This window comes from Chitinophaga sp. S165, assembly GCF_003182155.1.
Lineage (GTDB): Bacteria > Bacteroidota > Bacteroidia > Chitinophagales > Chitinophagaceae > Chitinophaga.
The window spans coordinates 1,111,325-1,131,531 of sequence record NZ_QGTG01000001.1 but is presented as its reverse complement, the minus strand read 5'-3'; the positions used below and the strand labels follow the sequence as shown (position 1 = coordinate 1,131,531).

General features: G+C 46.6%; 10 protein-coding genes. 9 read left to right on the top strand and 1 reads right to left on the bottom strand.

Going from position 1 to position 20,207, the window contains the following annotated elements:
* Nucleotides 1-18: 18 nt before the first annotated feature.
* From C7475_RS04005 to C7475_RS03990, 4 genes are read left to right on the top strand one after another with little or no spacing between them, the layout of a single operon-like run.
* Complete coding sequence (locus tag C7475_RS04005; RefSeq protein WP_110051323.1) at nt 19-3,123, top strand: TonB-dependent receptor; 3,105 nt, start codon at nt 19-21, stop codon at nt 3,121-3,123.
* 17 nt (nt 3,124-3,140) lie between these two features.
* The gene (locus C7475_RS04000; protein ID WP_110051321.1) at nt 3,141-4,811 is read left to right on the top strand and encodes a RagB/SusD family nutrient uptake outer membrane protein; all 1,671 of its coding nucleotides are present in this window, start codon (nt 3,141-3,143) and stop codon (nt 4,809-4,811) included.
* A 1-nt stretch (nt 4,812) separates the two neighbouring features.
* On the top strand, nt 4,813-6,294 hold the full coding sequence (locus tag C7475_RS03995; RefSeq protein ID WP_110051319.1) for a glycoside hydrolase family 30 protein: 1,482 nt from the start codon (nt 4,813-4,815) through the stop codon (nt 6,292-6,294).
* A 13-nt stretch (nt 6,295-6,307) separates the two neighbouring features.
* The gene (locus C7475_RS03990) at nt 6,308-8,134 is read left to right on the top strand and encodes a beta-galactosidase (RefSeq protein WP_110051316.1); all 1,827 of its coding nucleotides are present in this window, start codon (nt 6,308-6,310) and stop codon (nt 8,132-8,134) included.
* 156 nt (nt 8,135-8,290) lie between these two features.
* Here the strand turns inward: C7475_RS03990 and C7475_RS03985 are convergent, their stop codons facing one another.
* Nucleotides 8,291-8,941 carry a response regulator transcription factor gene (locus C7475_RS03985; RefSeq protein ID WP_110051313.1) on the bottom strand — a complete coding sequence of 217 codons (651 nt, stop codon included), beginning with the start codon at nt 8,939-8,941 and terminating at the stop codon, nt 8,291-8,293.
* A 665-nt stretch (nt 8,942-9,606) separates the two neighbouring features.
* On the opposite strand from C7475_RS03985, the gene C7475_RS03980 reads away from it, so the two are divergent.
* The 5 genes from C7475_RS03980 (at nt 9,607) to C7475_RS03955 (ending at nt 20,203) form a co-directional block, all read left to right on the top strand.
* Entirely contained in the window at nt 9,607-10,497 is an 891-nt protein-coding gene (locus C7475_RS03980; protein ID WP_110051310.1) for a prohibitin family protein, read from the top strand.
* A 38-nt stretch (nt 10,498-10,535) separates the two neighbouring features.
* The gene (locus C7475_RS03975; protein ID WP_110051308.1) at nt 10,536-11,087 is read left to right on the top strand and encodes a YcjF family protein; all 552 of its coding nucleotides are present in this window, start codon (nt 10,536-10,538) and stop codon (nt 11,085-11,087) included.
* Between the two features lie 221 nt (nt 11,088-11,308).
* On the top strand, nt 11,309-12,058 hold the full coding sequence (locus C7475_RS03965; RefSeq protein ID WP_110051302.1) for a thioesterase II family protein: 750 nt from the start codon (nt 11,309-11,311) through the stop codon (nt 12,056-12,058).
* A gap of 27 nt (nt 12,059-12,085) precedes the next feature.
* A complete protein-coding gene (locus C7475_RS03960) occupies nt 12,086-15,307 on the top strand; it encodes a type I polyketide synthase (RefSeq protein WP_110051299.1) in 3,222 nt (1,073 codons plus the stop codon).
* Nucleotides 15,308-15,313: 6 nt separating this feature from the next.
* Nucleotides 15,314-20,203 carry an aminotransferase class III-fold pyridoxal phosphate-dependent enzyme gene (locus tag C7475_RS03955; RefSeq protein WP_110051297.1) on the top strand — a complete coding sequence of 1,630 codons (4,890 nt, stop codon included), beginning with the start codon at nt 15,314-15,316 and terminating at the stop codon, nt 20,201-20,203.
* The last annotated feature ends 4 nt before the right edge of the window (nt 20,204-20,207 follow it).

The window sequence follows — 20,207 nt, the reverse complement described above, 5'->3', positions numbered from 1 at the left end:
TTTAAAGGAATGTACGTTATGAAAAAAAGCTTACCAACTGTAGTGAATTTAGTGTCGCTACGACAATTGCTACTGATGCTTCTTTTTTCCCTGTCCCTGATACCTGAATTAAGGGCGCAAAAGACAAATATTACAGGGAAAGTATCTGAGGCGACAGGCGCTATTCCCGGTGTCAGTGTCCGGATAAAAGGGACGAACCAGGGTACGCTCACCAATGAGGAAGGAAGATTTACCCTGCAGGCAGGTGTTGGCGATACCCTCGTATTTAATCACGTTTCATATGTCACACAGGAAATTGCTGTAAGAAATACCTCCCCGGTCAATGTGACCCTTGTTACCACCAGCCAGAATGTAAATGAGGTGGTGGTAGTGGGTTACGGCACCCAGAAAAAGGCGACCCTGACAGGTTCCATTTCTGTGGTAAAAGGGGCGGATATCGTTAAAAGTCCGCAGCCCAATGTATCCAATGCCCTGACTGGCCGTTTCTCCGGCGTAATGGCCAACAACAGGTCAGGAGAGCCAGGGTATGACGGTTCCAATATCCTCATCCGTGGGCAGGCTACTACGGGCAATAATGATGTGCTGATCGTGGTGGACGGAGTACCCGGACAGATCGGTGGTCTGGACAGGCTGGACCCGAACGATATTGAAAGTATCAGCGTTCTGAAAGATGCATCCGCAGCAGTGTATGGTAGTCGCGCGGCAAACGGGGTGATCCTGGTAACGACAAAAAGGGGTAAAACGGGAAAACCGGCGATCTCCTATAGCTTCAACCAGGGCTTTTCTTCTCCTACCAGGCTACCGGCGATGGCCGACGCCCCAACTTATGCCACCATCATGAATGAGATCCAGTATTATGGTAATCCGTCAGGAGGTATGAACCAGTTTTATACAGCCGACGAGATACAGAAGTTCAGGGATGGTTCTGATCCGCTGCTTTATCCGAATACAGACTGGCAGAAAGCCGCATTAAAGAAAACGGCGCTTCAGAATCAGCATAACCTGTCTGTGAGCGGCGGTAGTGATAATGTGAGATATTATGCATCCCTGGGCATGATCAAGCAGGAAGGTATATACAAACATGGTGTAACAGATTATCATCAGTATAATTTCAGGTCAAACATTGATGCGGATGTCACCAAAAGGCTCAAAGTGAGCATTTATCTGTCTGGCCGTCAGGAGGACCGTCTCTATCCCATCACAGGCGCCGGAGATATCTTCCGTTCTATTTACAGGGCTTATCCGACGGTAGCAGCTATCTACCCGAATGGATTTCCTACTTCCGGTATTGAGAACAACAACCCGATATTGCAGGTAACTGATATCGGCGGTACTAACCGGAACCCTACACAGGTATTCAACGGTATCCTGAAAGGCAGCTATCTTATTCCGGGTGTTGAAGGATTGTCGCTGGACGGATTCTTTTCTATTGATAAATCCTGGAGTTTCGCCAAAGCGTTCAGTAAACCTTATTCTGTTTACACTTATGACGAGGCAAGCGACAGTTATAAGAAAACCGTTATCGGCGGTTCAAACGGAGCGGCTACCCTTGCGGAAGGACAACTGAACCGGTCGCTCGTCACATCAAATATTAAATTGAACTATGCCCGGCAGTTCGGTCAGCATAATATCAGCGCCTTTGTTGCATACGAACAGAGTAAAACCAGCCAGGACAGTCTTGGGGCTTACAGGATGAATTTCCCGACCTCACTGACGCCTGAACTATCACAGGGCGGTGCAGCAGCTACAGATAAGAACAACTCCGGCAACAGCTATAATTTCACCAGGAAAAGTTATTTCGGCCGTATAGCTTACAACTATCAGGAGAAGTACCTGCTGGAAGCACAGGCCCGTATTGATGGTTCTTCCACCTTCGCCAAAGGCAATCAATATGGTTTCTTTCCTTCCGTATCCGCCGGATGGCGCATATCACAGGAAGAGTGGTTTAAGTCGTCAGTAGGCTTCATCAACGACCTGAAACTGCGTGGCTCTTATGGTACGCTGGGTAATGATAATGTGGGCCTGTTCCAGTCGTTCGATAATTATTCTTTCAGTAACATGTACGTGATCGGTTCTGCGATCCATTCCGGTATCGATCTTACTAAACTGGGTAATCCAAGCATTACCTGGGAAACCGCTGAGAAAATGGACCTCGGATTAAATGCGCAGTTCCTGCGTCACTTCTCCCTGGAGTTTATCTATTTCAAACAGAAACGTTCGGACATACTCACACAAAGGAATGCCTCCATTCCACAGGTATCGGGGATCGTAAATCCTAATGGAAGTGATCCGCTGGTGCCTTCTGAAAATATCGGAAAAGTGAATAGCAGTGGTATTGAAGCAACACTGGGCTATGATAACCGTACGAACAGTGGTGTTGGCTATCATATCAGTGGTAATATGACCTACGCAAAAAGCAAAGTGATCTTCATTGACGAAGCAGCAGGGACCCTGGACTATCAGCGGAAAACCGGCAGGCCATTGAATACAGACCTGTTGTATAATGCGATAGGCATCTATAGAACAGCGGATGAACTGACAAAGTATCCTCATCTGACCGGTGCGCAGCTGGGAGATCTGATCTACCAGGATTATAACGGTGATGGCAATATCACTGCTGATGATCAGACCCGGACAAAATACACCAATGTGCCTGAAATTACTTACGGCATTTTAATGGGCGCTGATTACAAAGGCTTTGATATATCGCTTGTGCTGGCAGGACAAACACATGTGAGCCAGTATGTATTACCGGAATCAGGTACCATCGGTAACTTCTACAGCAGCTGGGCAGATAACAGATGGAGCCCTTCTAACATAGGCGGTAGTTATCCAAGAGTAGATGAGAGAGCGTCTTCTTCCATCAATGGAGGCCTGTACAGGAATTCTTTCTGGCAGAATAATGCTTCTTTTATCCGTCTGAAGAATGTGGAAGTGGGGTATAATGTGAATGCAGGTATATTGTCACGCATGAAGATCTCCGGACTGAGGATCTACGCCAATGCTTTCAACCTGTTCACCATTACAGATGTAAAAGACTATGACCCGGAAGGCAGCAGCAACAGCGGACAGTTCTATCCGCAGCAGCGTATTGTGAACGTAGGGGCCAATGTTAAGTTTTAATCGTAAAAATTCCATCAATGAAAACTAACAATATTATTATATCTATTCTGCTGATCACCGGAGGCCTGTTTGCTTCGTGTAAGAAAAATTACCTGGACATTGTGCCGACAGACAGAGTACCGGATGTTACCGTATTATCGGATTCCGCTTTATTTCAGAATTATGTAATTAACCGTTACATGAGCATCAAACTCCAGGATAAAGAAGGAGAAGGTACTCCTCCCGGTTTCGGCAGAGGTTTTGAATATGCGATGTGGAGCTCTGTGAGCGATGAATCTATCTACAATAACGATGATAATACCTGGCTGATACAAAGAGGATTGCTGGCGCCGGAAAACACGGGTATTGCGGGTACGATCTGGGGCAGAAGTTACCGCAGTATCAGGGAGTGTAACTATGGACTGGTGAACATCATGCAGGTGCCGATGAGTGAACAATTGAGGAATAAACTAAGAGGAGAATTACATTTCATCCGCGCCTTCCGTTATCATGACCTGATCAGGAATTATGGTACTGTGGTGCTGATGGGAGATAAGGTGTACAATCTGGAAGACGATATGACCGATCCTTCTTTGTTCACAAGGGCGCCTTTGAACGATTGTATCAGCTATGCAGTAGCCGAACTGGATTCAGCAGCGCAATACCTGCCGGAAGTGAATGACGATAGCTGGCAGGCAGGCCGGGCTACCAAAGGTGCAGCGCTGGCTTTGAAAGCACGCATGTTATTGTATGCAGCAAGCCCGTTATATAATGTAGGTACCTGGGAAGCAGCAGCTGCAGCGGCAAAAGCAGTAATGGACATGAATAAATATGGCATCGCAGCGGATTACGTTAAATTGTTCCAGAGTTCAGATAATAATGAGGCTATTTTCTCAAGGTTGTATGCCATAGGTGCACGTCACGTTTGTATGGAAATAGCGAATGGTCCTAACGGATACAACGGCTGGGCCGGAAATACACCGTTACAGAACCTGGTAGATGCATATGAGATGAAGAACGGTAAACCGATCACAGATCCGGCTTCCGGCTATAATGCAGCTACTCCGTATGTGAATCGTGACGCCCGTTTTTATGCGACTATCCTCTATAACGGCGCCACTTACCGTGGAAGCACCATACAAGCCTATACGCCCGGAGGTAAAGACAGTAATGACGGACCATCAAACTGGAATACAACTAAAACCGGTTATTATCTGCGTAAGTTCATGGATGATTCTTATCCCATCGAGAACCCATGGGATGTGGCCGGCCGTCAGCCATGGATCTATCTCCGCTATGCTGAAGTCTTGCTGAACTATGCCGAAGCGCAGAACGAAGCTGCAGGACCTGACGCCACAGTTTATAATGCGGTAAACCAGGTAAGACAGCGTGCAAGTGTTAATCAGCCGGCATTGCAGGCAGGCCTGTCTAAAGACCAGATGAGAGAAGCGATCAGAAGGGAAAGACAGGTGGAGCTTGCCTTTGAAGAGCATCGTTTTTATGATGTACGCCGCTGGAAGATCGCTATGCAAACGGAGAACGTACCTGCATATGGCATTACGGTGGAGTTGAAGAACGGCGCTCCTGTATATACCCGGAAAATAGCACTGACAGGCCGTTTGTTCGCTGAGAAGAACTACTTCCTGCCTATTCCGAGAACAGAGATCCAGGCTTCAAACAATAAGTTAGACCAAACAACAGGATATTAGTATGAAAGAGATCATCGTATCGGCAATACTGCTTTATACGTGTATGCATACCGCGGCGGGACAGACCGCCGCGGTGCATATAAACATCGATCCGGACGTGACATATCAGACGATCGATAATTTCGGGGCTTCCGATGCATGGTCGGCGCAATTTGTAGGTAACTGGCCCGAGGAAAAGAAGAATACCATCGCTGACTGGTTGTTCAGTTCAGACACTACTGCTACGGGTCAGCCGAAGGGGATCGGGTTATCCCTCTGGCGTTACAACATAGGCGCCGGTAGTACGGAACAGGGAGAGGGCAGTGGCATTACAGATGAATGGCGTCGTGCCGCGAAATGGCAGAATCAGTCAGGCCAACTTTGGTTCCTCCGGGCCGCGAAGGAAAGAAAGGTGAAACAATTCCTCGCATTCCTTAACAGTCCGCCGGTAAACCTTACCATTAACGGAAGGGCATTTGCTGACAAGGGCAATTGTAACATCAAACCAGACAACTATGACGCCTTTGCCACCTACATTGCCGATGCAATGGAAGGGATCAGCAAAACAGCCGGTATCCGGTTCGATGTGATCAGTCCTGTGAATGAACCTCAATGGGACTGGAGCGATAATAAACAGGAGGGATGTCCCTATGACAATGATCAGGTCAGCGGTGTAGCCAGAAGCTTGAGTAAAACACTGGCTGCAAGGAAGCTCTCCACTAAGATAATGGTGAGTGAAGCAGGACAGCTGGATTACCTGTATGGAGGAAAGAATAAACCTGCCCGCGGTCAACAGATCACTGCCTTCTTTGATACCAGCTCTCCCGATTACCTGGGCAACCTGTCAAATGTCAGCCATGTTATTTCCGGTCACAGTTATTTTACCACATCTCCACGCCCCGCATCCATCAGGACAAGAGAAGAAGTTGCCCGGCATATTAGCTCCTTTAAAGGACTGGGATTCTGGCAATCTGAATACTGCATACTGGGTGATAATGCAGGCGAGATCAATGGCAACAAAAGAGACTACGGTATGGACGCAGCATTATACCTGGCCCGTGTTATCCATGATGATCTGACAGTAGCAAATGCTTCTGCATGGCAATACTGGCTAGCAATATCGCCGTATGATTATAAGGATGGCCTGATCTACATAGATAAAAATAAACAGGACGGTCAGTATCACGACAGTAAGATGTTATGGGCTATGGGGAACTATAGCCGCTTTGTAAGACCAGGTGCAAAAAGGATCAGTGTGAATGTACAGGGAGATAGCAGTCTGCTTGTTTCCGCCTATAAAAATACAGATCAGACAATAAGCGTGGTGATTGTAAATAGTGCGCAGGAAGACAGGCACATTTCACTGGACCGTAAAAAGGGACAGTTTCGCCGGCTTCGTTCCTATGTGACCTCCGGGGCGGATAATCTGCATCCCCTCGCTGTAAATAACAGTATAGTAATACCCGCCCGGGCTGTTGTTACGGTGACGGAAAGTATTCATTAATAAACGACGAAGGATGAAAAGGACTGGCATCATTGTTTTGCTGATGGTGATCTTCAGCATGCCCGCACTTGCGCAGCAAACAGCTAAACATACGTTCGCACTGGGCGATACCGCATTCCTGCTGGACGGGAAACCTTTCCTGATGATCTCAGGTGAAATGCATTATCCGCGGGTTCCGCGAGAATGCTGGCGGGCAAGAATGAAAATGGCGAAAGCCATGGGGCTGAATACCATTGGCACCTATGTATTCTGGAATGTACATGAACCTGAAAAAGGGCAATATGATTTTTCGGGCAATAATGATATTGCAGCTTTTGTGAAAACAGCACAGGAAGAAGGGCTATGGGTCGTGTTAAGGCCCAGTCCCTATGTATGTGCAGAGTGGGAGTTTGGCGGATACCCATATTGGTTGCAGCAGATAAAAGGACTGGTGGTACGCGGCAAGGAACCGCAATACCTGGAAGCTTACAGGAATTATATTATGGCCGTAGGCAAACAGTTGTCGCCATTACTGGTAGAGCATGGTGGTAATATCCTGATGGTGCAGATCGAAAATGAGTACGGCTCCTATTCCAATGATAAGGACTACCTGGACATTAACAGGAAGTTATTTATTGATGCCGGGTTTGATGGCCTGCTCTATACCTGCGACCCTGAACCGGCAATTAAAGATGGGCATTTGCCGGGACTTTTACCAGCTATAAACGGCGTAGATGATCCTTCGAAAGTAAAAAGACTGATCAATGAAAATCATAACGGAAAGGGACCGTATTATATAGCAGAATGGTATCCGGCATGGTTCGACTGGTGGGGAACAAAACATCATACCGTTCCTTATCAGCAATACCTGGGGAAGCTCGACAGTGTATTGGCCGCCGGTATATCCATCAATATGTACATGTTCCATGGAGGAACAACCAGGGGTTTCATGAATGGTGCTAATGCGAATGACCGTACGCCGTACGAACCGCAGATCAGCAGTTATGATTATGATGCGCCGCTGGATGAAGCAGGGAATGCTACAGAAAAGTTCATGCAGTTCCGCAAGGTGATCTCAAAACACCTGCCTGAAGGAACAGTACTGCCGGAAGTGCCGGCTGCGAGACCGGTCATAACGATCCCTGACATCCGTTTTACAAGCTCGGCCCCACTATTCAACTTCCTGCCTGTTCCTGCGGGTAGCGTTAAACCGCTTACTTTCGAAGACCTGGGACAGGCCTATGGATGGGTGTTGTATAGCACAAAGCTGGCAGGAAATAAAAAAGCCTGGCTAAAGATCAAAGAACTGCGGGATTACTGTATTGTGATGGTGAATGGTAAGAGGGTAGGCGTACTGGACAGAAGATCCGGAGTAGACAGTATACAACTGCAATTACCGGCAGGGAATGTGAAACTGGACCTGCTGGTGGAGAACTTAGGACGTATCAACTTCGGCCCTTACCTGCTGACAAACAAAAAGGGAATAACAGAGAAGGTGCTCTGGGCCGGGAAGGAAGTGAACAACTGGCAGTTATACAAATTGCCGTTCGACAAACTGCCTGCAGTGAAAACAAAAAAGGCGATTGCAGGATCAAATGTGCCGGCGTTGAAAGAAGGAACCTTCACCTTAGATACGGTAGGAGATACGTACCTGGATATGAGCAATTGGGGCAAAGGTACCGTATGGGTGAACGGGCATAACCTGGGCAGATACTGGGAGGTAGGCCCGCAGCAAACGATCTATGTACCGGCAGAGTGGCTTCATAAAGGGGCCAACAACATTGCTGTGATGGAATTGATCAAACCGGAGATGGATAAGTTATCAGCAATTGACCATGCTGTATTGGACGTATTAAAATGAATAAAATAGTGAATGATGAAACAAATGATAGAACAGTGAACAGATGATTTTTATTGTTGACCTGTATTTCTTGTAGCGCCTTTTATCTTACTGTTTGTTTCGTCAATGCGGTCGGGGCTTCGTAAAGAAGCCCCGATTATTTTTTAGCCGTCACACTTAATGATAATAGATCTTAAATAACTCCGTCTTTGTTTTGATATCCAGTTTAAGGAAAATATTTTTCATATGGTATTGAATGGTATTTAAGCTTAGATGGAGGTTTGCGGCGATCTGTTTATAAGACATTCCCTCCAGGACCATTTCTGTAATTTCTTTTTCTTTTTTGGTCAGCTTTTCCCTGGTAGCAGGTTTCTCATTTCTGTTACGGTAAAGCATATATCTGAATATCTGCTGACTGACTGCCGGTTGACCGAATTCCAGCATATTGATCATTTTATGTTCTATGCTGTGGAAGTTTTCAGTTTTCATGAGATAGCCATCGGCGCCCTGATCAAACGCCAGCTGGATGATATGTTTATTTTCTTCTTTCGTAAGCAGTACAACGAGCATTTCAGGCTTGAGTTCCTTAAACTCTTTTATTTCTTCCATCTTTTCCGCATCTGCGGTTTGTATACTTAGTAATAAGAGATCAGGGTTAAGGGAAGGATAATTATACAGGATACGGAAAGCTGTTGAAATACTGTTGGTATTGAGACAAGTCGAAAAATGGCTGTTTTGAGAGATGTGTAATATGAGATCGTCGCTGAATTGTGTGTCTTCTTCAATGATGCCGATCTGATATTTTCGATTTAGATTGACTGATAACATTGGTTTTTAAAATTTTGAATCATTGGGAATAAGATAAGTACGTGCGTTGGTTTAAAACGAAGAGAATAGAAAACAATAGAGTTATCAAATAGTTTATACGTTAACAAAAAATAGGGGAACGGGCTGGGATGATTAACTCGTCCGTTTCACTATGACAAAGTACAAGACCTACGTATTATTGACCTTTAGCGGAATATGGTTACTGACCCAGAACAAGATATAAAATCAATGTATCATCAAGGACTACACTTTTATGTGGTAAATAATATTGATAATAGCACGAATTTTATTTGAAGTTACATAAAACGAATATCAGAAAAATTTAAATAAAATAAGAATTGAAATGTCAGGAACCCTGATAGTACACATTTCAGCTGTTGAGTATGATAAATCCTTATTCCCACGGATGACTACAGATCTTACTGCGTTCATTGTTTGAGTATGCTTAAAGAGTATACCCGGAAAGATCACCGTTTACGTTGTGATTTTCCTGCTATGCGTGTGTATGTATATATCGGGAAACAAAGCCATAAAGCGTATTGATAATATGATAAAACCCAGTAATGACATTAATGAAGACATCTATTTGCTCCTTTAACTTTCCATCAGTTATTTACAGATATATCATTGGCTAACCAGTTAAATAGTCTTGCAGAGGGCAGGTTATGAAAATTTTTGATACCCGATCAGACAGGAATGAATTTTTAAGAAGAGCGGCTATTGTAACACTGGTGCTTCTTTTTTTTGTTGTGTTTTTTCATAAACGTGTTTTCGTTGTAATAAAGTCAGGTGAAGCCGGTGTATTATATAGCGTAGCCAGCGGAACTGATATTAAGAGAACATATGGTGAAGGGTTGCACATCATTAGTCCGTTCAATACAATGACCATTTATGATGTAAGGACACAGAAGCTCAATTTCAGCCAGTCTATAATCAGTAAGAACGGGCTCAAGATCCGACTGGACTATGCAGTATTATTCAAGCCCGACAGGAATTTCCTTCCGCTGCTGCATCAGCAGGTGGGAACGGATTACAAGAATACACTTGTTGCGCCGTGTATTGAGGCTAAGATCAGGAAGGACATCTCAGAACTTGCTCCTGAAGATATTTTTATGATGGACAGGGGGGTGACAGAGAAAAATGAAATTGATAGTCTGAGGAAGATCCTTGTCAATAATAAAGTGCAGATAGAAGGATATTTCATTTCAAAAGTTGAGCTGCCTGATATCATTGATAGTGCCATCACAGCAGTGTTTGCAAGGCAGCAGCTGAATGAAGAATATAGGTATAGACTGGCAGTAGAGCAGAAGGAGCGGCAGCGTAAGATCATAGAAGCGCAAGGGGTGAGGGATTTCGCGACAATATTGAATGTGTCGCCTGCTCAGTGGAGGGCGCTTGATGTAACACAACGACTGGCTGCTTCGCCGAATTCAAAAATGATCATTATGGGTAGTAATGGCTCGGGCGGGCTTCCTGTGATAATGGGTGATCAGTTTACAACAGTGCCTGCTGCCGGCGGCGCGACCGTAAGACCAGCCACGCCTAACAGGCCGTAAATAACTAAATCATTTTTCATCAGTAAAATAGAATTAACATGATAGAAAATTCACAGGTCGAAGTTACCACATCGACTGACAGAGAAGTCAGCTCTCGGGCAATTATCAAAAAGCATGTACTTATTTCTATGGGCGTAGGGGCTGTTCCTATTCCAATTGTAGATGTAGCAGCCGTTACAGGCGTACAGCTTTCTATGATCAGCAAACTGGCCAAATTACACGGTGTACAGTTCGCAGAAGATCTGGGTAAATCGTTGCTGGCGGCTTTAGTTGGCGGTGTGGGCAGTAAAGCATTGGTAACAAGCTTCCTGGGAAGTGCCATCAAGGCTATTCCTGTAGTTGGATCAGCCATAGGAGCCGTTACATTCCCTGCATTTGCCGGTGCTACTACATACGCTGTGGGTAAAGTGTTTGATAAACATTTTGCACAGGGTGGCACTATGCTCGATTTCAAGCCTGCAGATGTGAAGGAGTACTTCTCAGAAGAGCTGGATAAGGGAAAAGAAGTTGTAAGCAATATCACTACAACAGTTAAGAAACCTTTTACTTCCAGGAAAGCAGGAAGAGATCCTGAACCTGACGCGATATAACCGACCGGAATATGTTCAATATCATTTTCAGCCCCTTATTTATCGGTTGGATAATTCTTGCAGTGGTCTGCGGGATCGCCGGTATACGTACGCGTATCGGATTCTGGGGATCATTTTGCCTGGGCATCGTTCTTACTCCTGTAGTGGTGCTCATTGCACTGTATCTGTTTCAGCCGATAAATAAGGGCCGGTAATTCTTACATATCACAAACATTAAAGCGATGCGTACAAACGGCGTACAGCTTTTTATTTTCCCCCACGCGGGCGGAAGCGAGGTTTCCTATGTTCCTATAGAGAAAGAACTGCTGCCGGTGACAGTAACATCTACGATCTGTTATGCCGGAAGAGGCAGGAGGATACAAGAGCCGTTTCTAAAAGACATGGATGCCACAGCAAAAGATTGCATGGAAATAGTCCGGAAGAACAGGGATCAGCATTTACCGCTGGTCTTTCTGGGCCATAGCCTGGGGGCGCTCATTGCCTTTGAAACAATGGCCTGTATGCGGCGTTATGACATGGACCTGCCCGAACTGGTCTTCTTTTCCGGCAGGAAAGGGCCTGCCGCCGTTTCAGAAAATACCAACAGATCACTATTGCCGGATGATGAACTGTTAACCTGCCTTTCCCGGATGGGCGGGATCCCGGAATACTTTCTGCGGCATCCTGACTTCCTTTCGTTCTATCTGCCGATCATCCGGAATGATCTGCATTTGAATGACACCTATTCATATCGTCAGCGCGAACCCTTTGATCTGCCCTTTGTGATCATGAACGGGACGGAAGATGAAAGTGTCGGGCCTGATCCCGCAATTTTCTGGAAGGAACATACCATAGCTGCATGTTACCAGGAATGGCTGGAAGGCAATCATTTCTACTTTTCAGATGCCACCGCTTTCAGTCAGACACTAACAAAATATATCAGCATGCATTTTACACATTTGCAGCTGCCGCTTTTGAAAGCGTGTATTTAACCCATCTACCAATTAAAGTTAACTATTGTGAATACTACAGCTCAATCAACATCCCATGATACGCTTAGCAGTCTTCAGAAGTCGTTTCTGATCATCCGGAACCTGGAAAGAAAGCTGGAAGAAGAGAAAAGCCGTGATCCTTTAACCGAAGAAATAGCGGTGGTAGGTATGGCCTGTCACCTGCCCGGTGGTATCCGTTCTGTGCAGGACTTCTGGGATGCCTTGCTGACGGGAGAGGATCTGATAGCTGACAATGGTTTAACTGCCCGCTGGCAGGATATGGGACATCAGCAGGGGCCTGTTAGCCGGGCTATGCCACATGCGGGGTTACTGGACGACATCACATTGTTTGATAACGAATATTTTCACATCTCACCAGCAGAAGCAAGATATATCGATCCGCAACAACGGCAGTTGCTGATGGTAGTGGGTAATGCGCTCGCTGATGCAGGCATATCTCCTGAGTCCCTTAAAGGCACTGATACGGGCGTTTTTACCGGCATCAGTGCATTCGACTACAGTCTGCATATCATGCAGCAGGATGATAAATATATGGTAGACCCCTACCTGGGAAGCGGCAATTCATTGAGCGGCGCCAGTGGGCGCATCTCTTACTGTTACGGTTTTCACGGTCCCTGTTTAAGTATAGACACTGCCTGCTCTTCTTCCTTAGTAGCCCTGCACCAGGGCGCTGAAAGTCTTAAAAGGAACGAGTGTAAGGTGGCAATTGTCAGTGGCGCAAACCTGGTATTGTCCCCTTATCTGCAGGCAAGTCTGACAGAAGCAGGAATGTTATCGCCCGACGGACGTTGCAAAGCTTTCGACGATAGTGCTAATGGTTACGTGCGTTCTGAAGGTTGTTTGTCGGTCGTATTAAAAAGATTGTCCGATGCGGTGAACGACGGAGACCGCATCTATGCTTGTATAAAGGGTTCTGCTGTTGCACAGGATGGCGCCAGCGGCGGACTTACAGTACCTGATCCTGGCAGCCAGGCGAAAGTGATCCGCAATGCCTTAAGTGCTGCAGGTATGCAACCTGATGATATAAGTTTTATAGAGGGACATGGTACCGGAACATCCCTGGGAGATCCTGTAGAGGCAGAAGGATTGAAGCAGGTGTTTGGCAATCGTACAGCTGGCAAAAAGCTGTTGCTGGGTTCTGTTAAAAGTAATGTAGGGCACCTGGAAGCTGCGGCAGGACTGGCAGGCTTCATAAAAGTATGTCTGAGTATTCATCACAGGCAACTGCCTCCACACCTGCATTTCCAGCAGCCTAACCATCATATTGACTGGGATAATATGCCCTTTCAGATCAATACAGATACTCAGGGTTTCAATAATGATTCCCGCCTCACCGGAGGTGTCAGTTCATTTGGCTTTACCGGTACCATTGCACATTGCATAGTGACGGCTTGTGAAACAACAACGACAACTACCCGTAAACAGCTACCAGCACCCCGTTTTCATCTGAAGTCCCACTGGCTGGGAAAACTGCCAGGGGCGTCCGCTGCGGGTTGTTACGGTATTCAGTGGAAGCAGTTGGAACCTGCGATACTCGAGGAAAAGGAAGTGTTGCAATATGTTTATTTAGAGACAGGCGAGGGAACGGACCTGAACAGGCAATGGTTCCTGAATAAAAGCGGAACTATATCGCTGCCATACGACCGGTTGTCTACGCTGGATAGCCTCAATAGTGGTTTCGGGCAGCGGCCTTTCTGCCTGGTATATGATCTCAGCGCTCTTCAGGAGACAGACGAGGCAGGGTTGAGAAATGTATATCAGCAGTTGCTGACGTTTTTTAGATCGGTACAACAGCTTGGTCGCACGCCGGCTGCTATACTCTTTGTTACCCGTAATGCTTTCAATGCACCGGGTAATGATGATCTGTCCGCATTTCAATATAGTCTGACGGCCTTTATAAAATCAGTGTCCCTGGAAATGCGTGGCGCAGTGATGCTGGTGCTGGACATAGACAAACAGTTACCGGATGCCGTGTTCCTTGATAACTATGTACAACAATCCTGTTTCAGGGAAATATCTTTCAGGGACGGGCGACTGTGGTATCCGGCTCTTACGGCCAGTGGATTATCCCCCGCAGTGGAGATCTCCTGCGATCCCGGAGGAACTTATCTTATTACCGGTGGCAAGGGGTCTTTAGGCGCTCATCTTGCAGAGTGGATGGTACAGAAAGGAGCCGGTACAGTAATTATTACAGGAAGGAGTATAAACAGTAATACGGCTGGTGACCGTGTTATTTACAGGCAGCTGGATATTACAGACGCTGCGGCAGTTCGCGGGCTTGCCGATTGGCTACTGAAGGAAAAGAAAATATTGAAGGGTATTGTTCATGCGGCGGGAACAAACAGTCGTTGTTTACAAAATAACCTGACTACCGATGACATCATGTATGTGGCCGGGCCCAAAATTACAGGACTGCAAAACATTGCAGCCTGCCTGCCCCTGGAGCAGCTGGATTTCCTGGTTACTTATTCTTCCATTGCAGCAGTGTGGGGATCTGGGATGTTGTCCCATTATGCCGCCGCCAATGCCTATATGGATGGGTTTATCCTGCGATTGAGAAAGCAGGGTATCGCGGCTAAAACTATCAACTGGGGACCCTGGGAAGGCAGTAATATGATGCTGGAAACTGAGAACAGTGTTGATCTGTTGAAGGAGTCCGGTGTGCCGCCTTTTAATGCAGGCGCCGTTCGCAGGATATACTCTTCGCTGTTGGTAGCCGATACTCCTCAATTGATATATGTACGCCTTGATACGACGCGCTTTATTGCCATGATGGAAATGCAGGGACCCGTAGCCTTCTGGGAAAACCTGCGCCCGGCAGAGAACAGATCAGAGCAGCCCGTTGAGGGTAAGACAGATCTTTCGCTGATAGCTGATGATGTGGAAAGACAGGACCTGATCAGGAAAGAACTGGTAAGATTGGTGAAACAGGTCCTGGCAATGGAAGGCGAAGCACCGGTAGACATTACCCGGAGTTTCAGTGACATGGGAATGGATTCCATATTGCTGGTCAAATATGTACAGTGTATCAATGCACAGCTGGGATTGACAGTGACGACCAATATGCTGTTCAATTATCCAACGATCAGTGGCCTGTCGGCTTATGTGAACAGCCGTTTCGAAAAGGTAGTAGCTCCGCAGGTCAAAACAGGGAAAATAAGCAGTCTCTATGATATGAGTGATGAAGAGGTATTAAAAATGGTTAGTGAAGAAATGCAAAAATATTAATCGTCTATGGAAAATATAGAGCTGGTAAAGAAGTTGTACGAGAGGCTGAAAATTGCAGAGGAACGTATAGACACACTGGAAAGGAAGGAGGACATGCCCGTTGCCATTGTTGGCATGTCCTGCCGCTTTCCCGGCGCGGAAAATGTGGCGGCATTCTGGGACAATCTATGTAATGCAAAAGATGCGGTGGCGGAAGTGCCGGAAGACCGCTGGAATGCCGGGCGCTTTTTTGATAAGGACCCTGATGCACGGGGTAAGTCCTATTGTACCACAGGTGCTTTTTTAGATGATGTAAAGGGCTTTGATGCTGCCTTCTTCAGGATCAATCCTGCAGAAGCAAAACAAATGTCACCCCAGCAGAGGATCTTGCTTGAAACAACCTGGCAGGCGCTGGAAGCCGCCAATATAAGGCCCGGTGGCCTTAAAGGGACCGATACGGCCGTGTTCCTGAGTGCATCCGACGATCATTACAAACATCTGGTGACGGGAGAAAATCCGGAGGGCATCACACATTTTTTTGTAACAGGTAATGCCACTTCTACTACAAGTGGAAGGATCGCTTATCAGTTGGGACTGACAGGAGCCAACATGATGGTTGATACTGCCTGCTCTTCATCGCTTGTGGCCGTGGACCTTGCTGTCAGGGAACTCCGTTCCGGAAAGACAGGTATCGCTATTGCGGGAGGGATCAACCTTTTCCTGACGCCGCTTGGATATATTTCATTGTCAAGAACGAGGGCGCTGGCTGCTGATGGCAGGTGTAAGGCTTTTGATGCCGCCGCAGACGGTTATGGCCGTGGTGAGGGATGCGGAATAGTGGTACTGAAAAGGTATGATGATGCCATCCGGGATGGTGATCATATTATAGCAGTAATAAAAGGGGCCGCTATTAACCAGGATGGCGCGAGTAACGGTATGACTGCCCCCAATGGTCTGGCACAGGAAAGGCTGCTGAAAGCGGCCCTTAAAAGTGCGAATGTACATCCCGATGAGGTGTTGTATGTAGAAGCACATGGAACAGGCACCAAACTGGGTGACCCTATAGAAGCAGAGGCGCTGCAACAGGCATACATAAACGGTAATGAAAGAAAACACCCACTTTATATAGGGAGCGTGAAGACGAATATCGGGCACCTGGAATCTGCCGCCGGCATTGCCGCGCTGATCAAAACTTCCCTGTGCCTGTATCACGGGAAAGTGCCGGCAAGCCTGCATTATCACAATCCCAATCCTGCTATCAGCTGGAATGAACAGGTGAAGGTTGTGACGTCTACAACCAGTCTGCCCACTCTTGCAAACAGTTTTGCATCGGTAAGTTCCTTTGGGTTCAGTGGCACGAATGTGCATATGATATTGCAGTCGGCAGTACATCAATACAGTAATCAGCATCCTGATGAATGCAGCGTTTTATTACTTTCTGCCCGGTCGGCAGGAGCATTGCAGAAACTGGCGGCAGCTTATATAACATACCTCGGGAATACAGATGTTGCTTTTCCAGATGTAGCATATACCGCTTTGCATTGCCGGGACCATTTCGAAGAACGCGTAGCACTGATCGCTGAGAATAAAGTGGCTGCATGCCGTTTGTTGGAACTGGTGGTAAAAGGGGATAACGAAAGGTTACTTGTGTCTCCGGGAATGAATGACAGCCACTGTCTGTTGTTACAGGAAGACGCACAACAGTTTTTATCAGCCGGCCAGGCACATGTCTATTCGCTCAATGGCGTAGCTGTTCCCATTCCTGTATACCAGTTTGATCATGAAGAGTTCTGGGTGGACGACGGCCGGTACCGTTCATATGTAAACCCTTCGGGTGAAATTATAACAACCGGTACAGTACCTGCAACGGCCAGTACAACTGAAGATCTTTCAATAGCATTATATACCGACAGGATCGTTGCTGAGATCACAGAAATGAAAGCCGGTACATTCAGTGATGAGGATGATTTCTTTGGCATGGGCATGGATTCAATTATGATCATGCACCTGCGTGAACGGATCCTTGAAGATAAAAAGGTGAATATTGAGGTGTCGTTATTCTATGACAAACTGAATACACCGGGGAAGTTAAAAGAGTATCTGTTGACAGCTGCCCCCGGTGCAATACCGGTAAAGAAGACAGAAGAAGCTGCCTATGTGCCTTATAAAGCGCCGGAAGTACTACAGGATCAGTCAACAGGTAATGATGATGCATTGCAGGCTTTGGTGAATGATGTTGTAAAAAACAGCAATAGCTCCAAACAACTGACGCAGGACTATCGTCAATACCTTGCCAACAACCGCAACATTGCAGGGTTTAAACCGCGCTGGAAAGAAATGGTGTACCAGCCGGTAGCGGCAAAAGCGGAAGGCGCTTACATCTGGGATATGGACGATAACCGGTACCTGGATTTTACAATGGGCTTTGGGGTACATCTGTTTGGTTATAATCCGGCATTCATCAATAAAGGTTTACAGGAAGTACTGGAGAATAAACTATTCCTGGGAGCTTTAAGTCCGCAGGCAGGAAAGCTGGCTATGCGCATCTGTAATATTACAGGTAATGATCGTGCGGCTTTTTACAATACAGGCACGGAAGCTGTTATGGTGGCTATCAGGCTGGCAAGAGCGGTAACCCAGAAGAATAAGATCGTGATCTTCTCAGGCTCTTATCATGGCACTTTCGATGGCATCCTGGCACGCCAGGGAAAGAGTGTATACGGAGAACCGCTGGCGCCTGGCGTGAATACATCTGTAGGACAGGACGTACTCGTGTTGCGTTATGGGAATGAGGAAGACCTGGAAGTGATTGCAGGTATGACAGGAGAGATCGCCGCTGTACTGGTGGAACCGGTGCAGAGCCGCAGACCGGACTTCTTCCCCGGACAATTCCTCGAAAGCTTATCAGGCATTACAGCACAGCACAATATTGCATTGATATTTGACGAGGTGATATCGGGGTTCAGGTTCGCGATCAACGGGATCCGTGCATTTACAAAAGTAAGACCGGATCTTTCAGTATATGGTAAGATCATTGGCGGTGGTGTTCCGATAGGTGTAGTAGCAGGTAGCAAACGCTTCATGGATGCCGTGGATGGCGGATGCTGGTCTTATGGCGACAATTCGTATCCTACTGCTACCAATACGTTTGTAGCTGGTACTTTCTGCCATCATCCGCTGGCGATGGAAGCAGGGATCCATGTATTGGACCACCTGGAAGCGAACCCGGACATCTACCAGGAACTGGAACGAACAACTGCCGGCATGTGCGACGAACTGAATACATTCTTCAAAGGTCAGCGTATTCCTGTTAGCATGGTGCACTTCGGATCATTGTTCCGCTTTGTGCTGAAAGGTAACTACGAACTGATTTTTTATAAACTGCTGGCAAAAGGTGTCTACATATGGGAAGGCCGGAATTGTTATGTATCAACGGCGCATACAGCTGCTGATATCAGTTACCTGAAACAGTCAGTAATGGATAGTTGTGTGGAGCTGTTACAGGAAGGGCTGATCAGTGCGGAAGAGGAGATCTTAGTGCCCGAAATCAAACTCTCCGCTGCACAACAGAACATCTGGTGGGCATGGCGGTTACAGCCCGGGGCTGCATTGTTCAACCTGTCTGAAACACTGCTTATAGAAGGCCCTTTCCTTCCCGACAAATTCGAAGAAGCTTGCAACCTGCTTGCACAGCGGCACGAGATATTGCAGACGGTGTTCTACGAAAAAGAAGGGATCCCCTGGCAGAAGCCATTACCTGGTCGCAGGTTCACAATTGAGCATCTTGATCTTCCGGACGATGCTGCTGCTGCGGAGCAACGCTTAATGGCAAAGAACCAGGAAGCCTTTAGTCCGGGTGATGAATGGCTATGGCGGGTATCGGTATGTAAAAGAAACAACGGGACCCACCTTGTCGCCGTGACAGTGCATCATATTGTTTGCGATGGATGGTCGTTGGAAATACTCTTTAATGACCTGATAGACCTATATAATGCATTGGTGAACGGACAACAGCTGGCGGGTGCATCCTCATTACAATACCGTCATTACGTACAGGAGGAACAGGATAACACACAGAATGAAATGCTGCGTTCATTCTGGCATCAACAAGTGAAAGCAATTACACCGTTGCATATTCCGGGAGTAACGGATAATGGGGCTCCGGGAAATGGAGAAGCCGCATTGCTGATAAATGGCCCCCTCTATGCCGGCATCAAACAGCTGGCGACTGATCTTAACCTTAGTGTATTCGCTGTCATAATAGCCGTTACGCAGTTGTTGTTACACAGTTATACAGGCGCTACAGACATTACTACAGGAACGCCTGTTACGGGAAGAAGCAAAGCAAAATGGAATAAGCTGATAGGACATTTTCTGAATATACTGGTGTTGCGTATTCAGCTGGACCGGGATGAAACATTTACTCATTTCCTGGAACGGCTGAAGTTACATCTGATGGAGATGTTTGAAAAGCAGGACTACTCCTTCGAAACATTAAAGAATGAATGCTGGGAACGGCAGGAGGGAGCGCTCCATCCGTTCTTTGAAATAGAAATATCGCTGCAGAACTTCCGGTTGAAACGGCATCATAGCGCAAGGCATTTTGATGATCTGACAATAAGCAGTTTTAAGAGGATGTCTATAGACCCAAGAAAATATCCGATGGAATTCCGTTTTGATGAAGGACATGATGATATCGATCTGCGGATACATTACGACGCGGCACGATATCCTGCTGCACTGGTAAATGAGATGACAGAAGACTGGCAGCAGCTGCTGGAACTGGTATTTACAGGTCGGGATGAATCACTTGCAAAGCTAATAGCCAAACTGAAAGAAAACCGGTCAGCAAAAGCCAGGCAAACCTTACACTCCCGCCGGAATGAGAACCTCATAAAATTAACCACTACAAAATAATGCT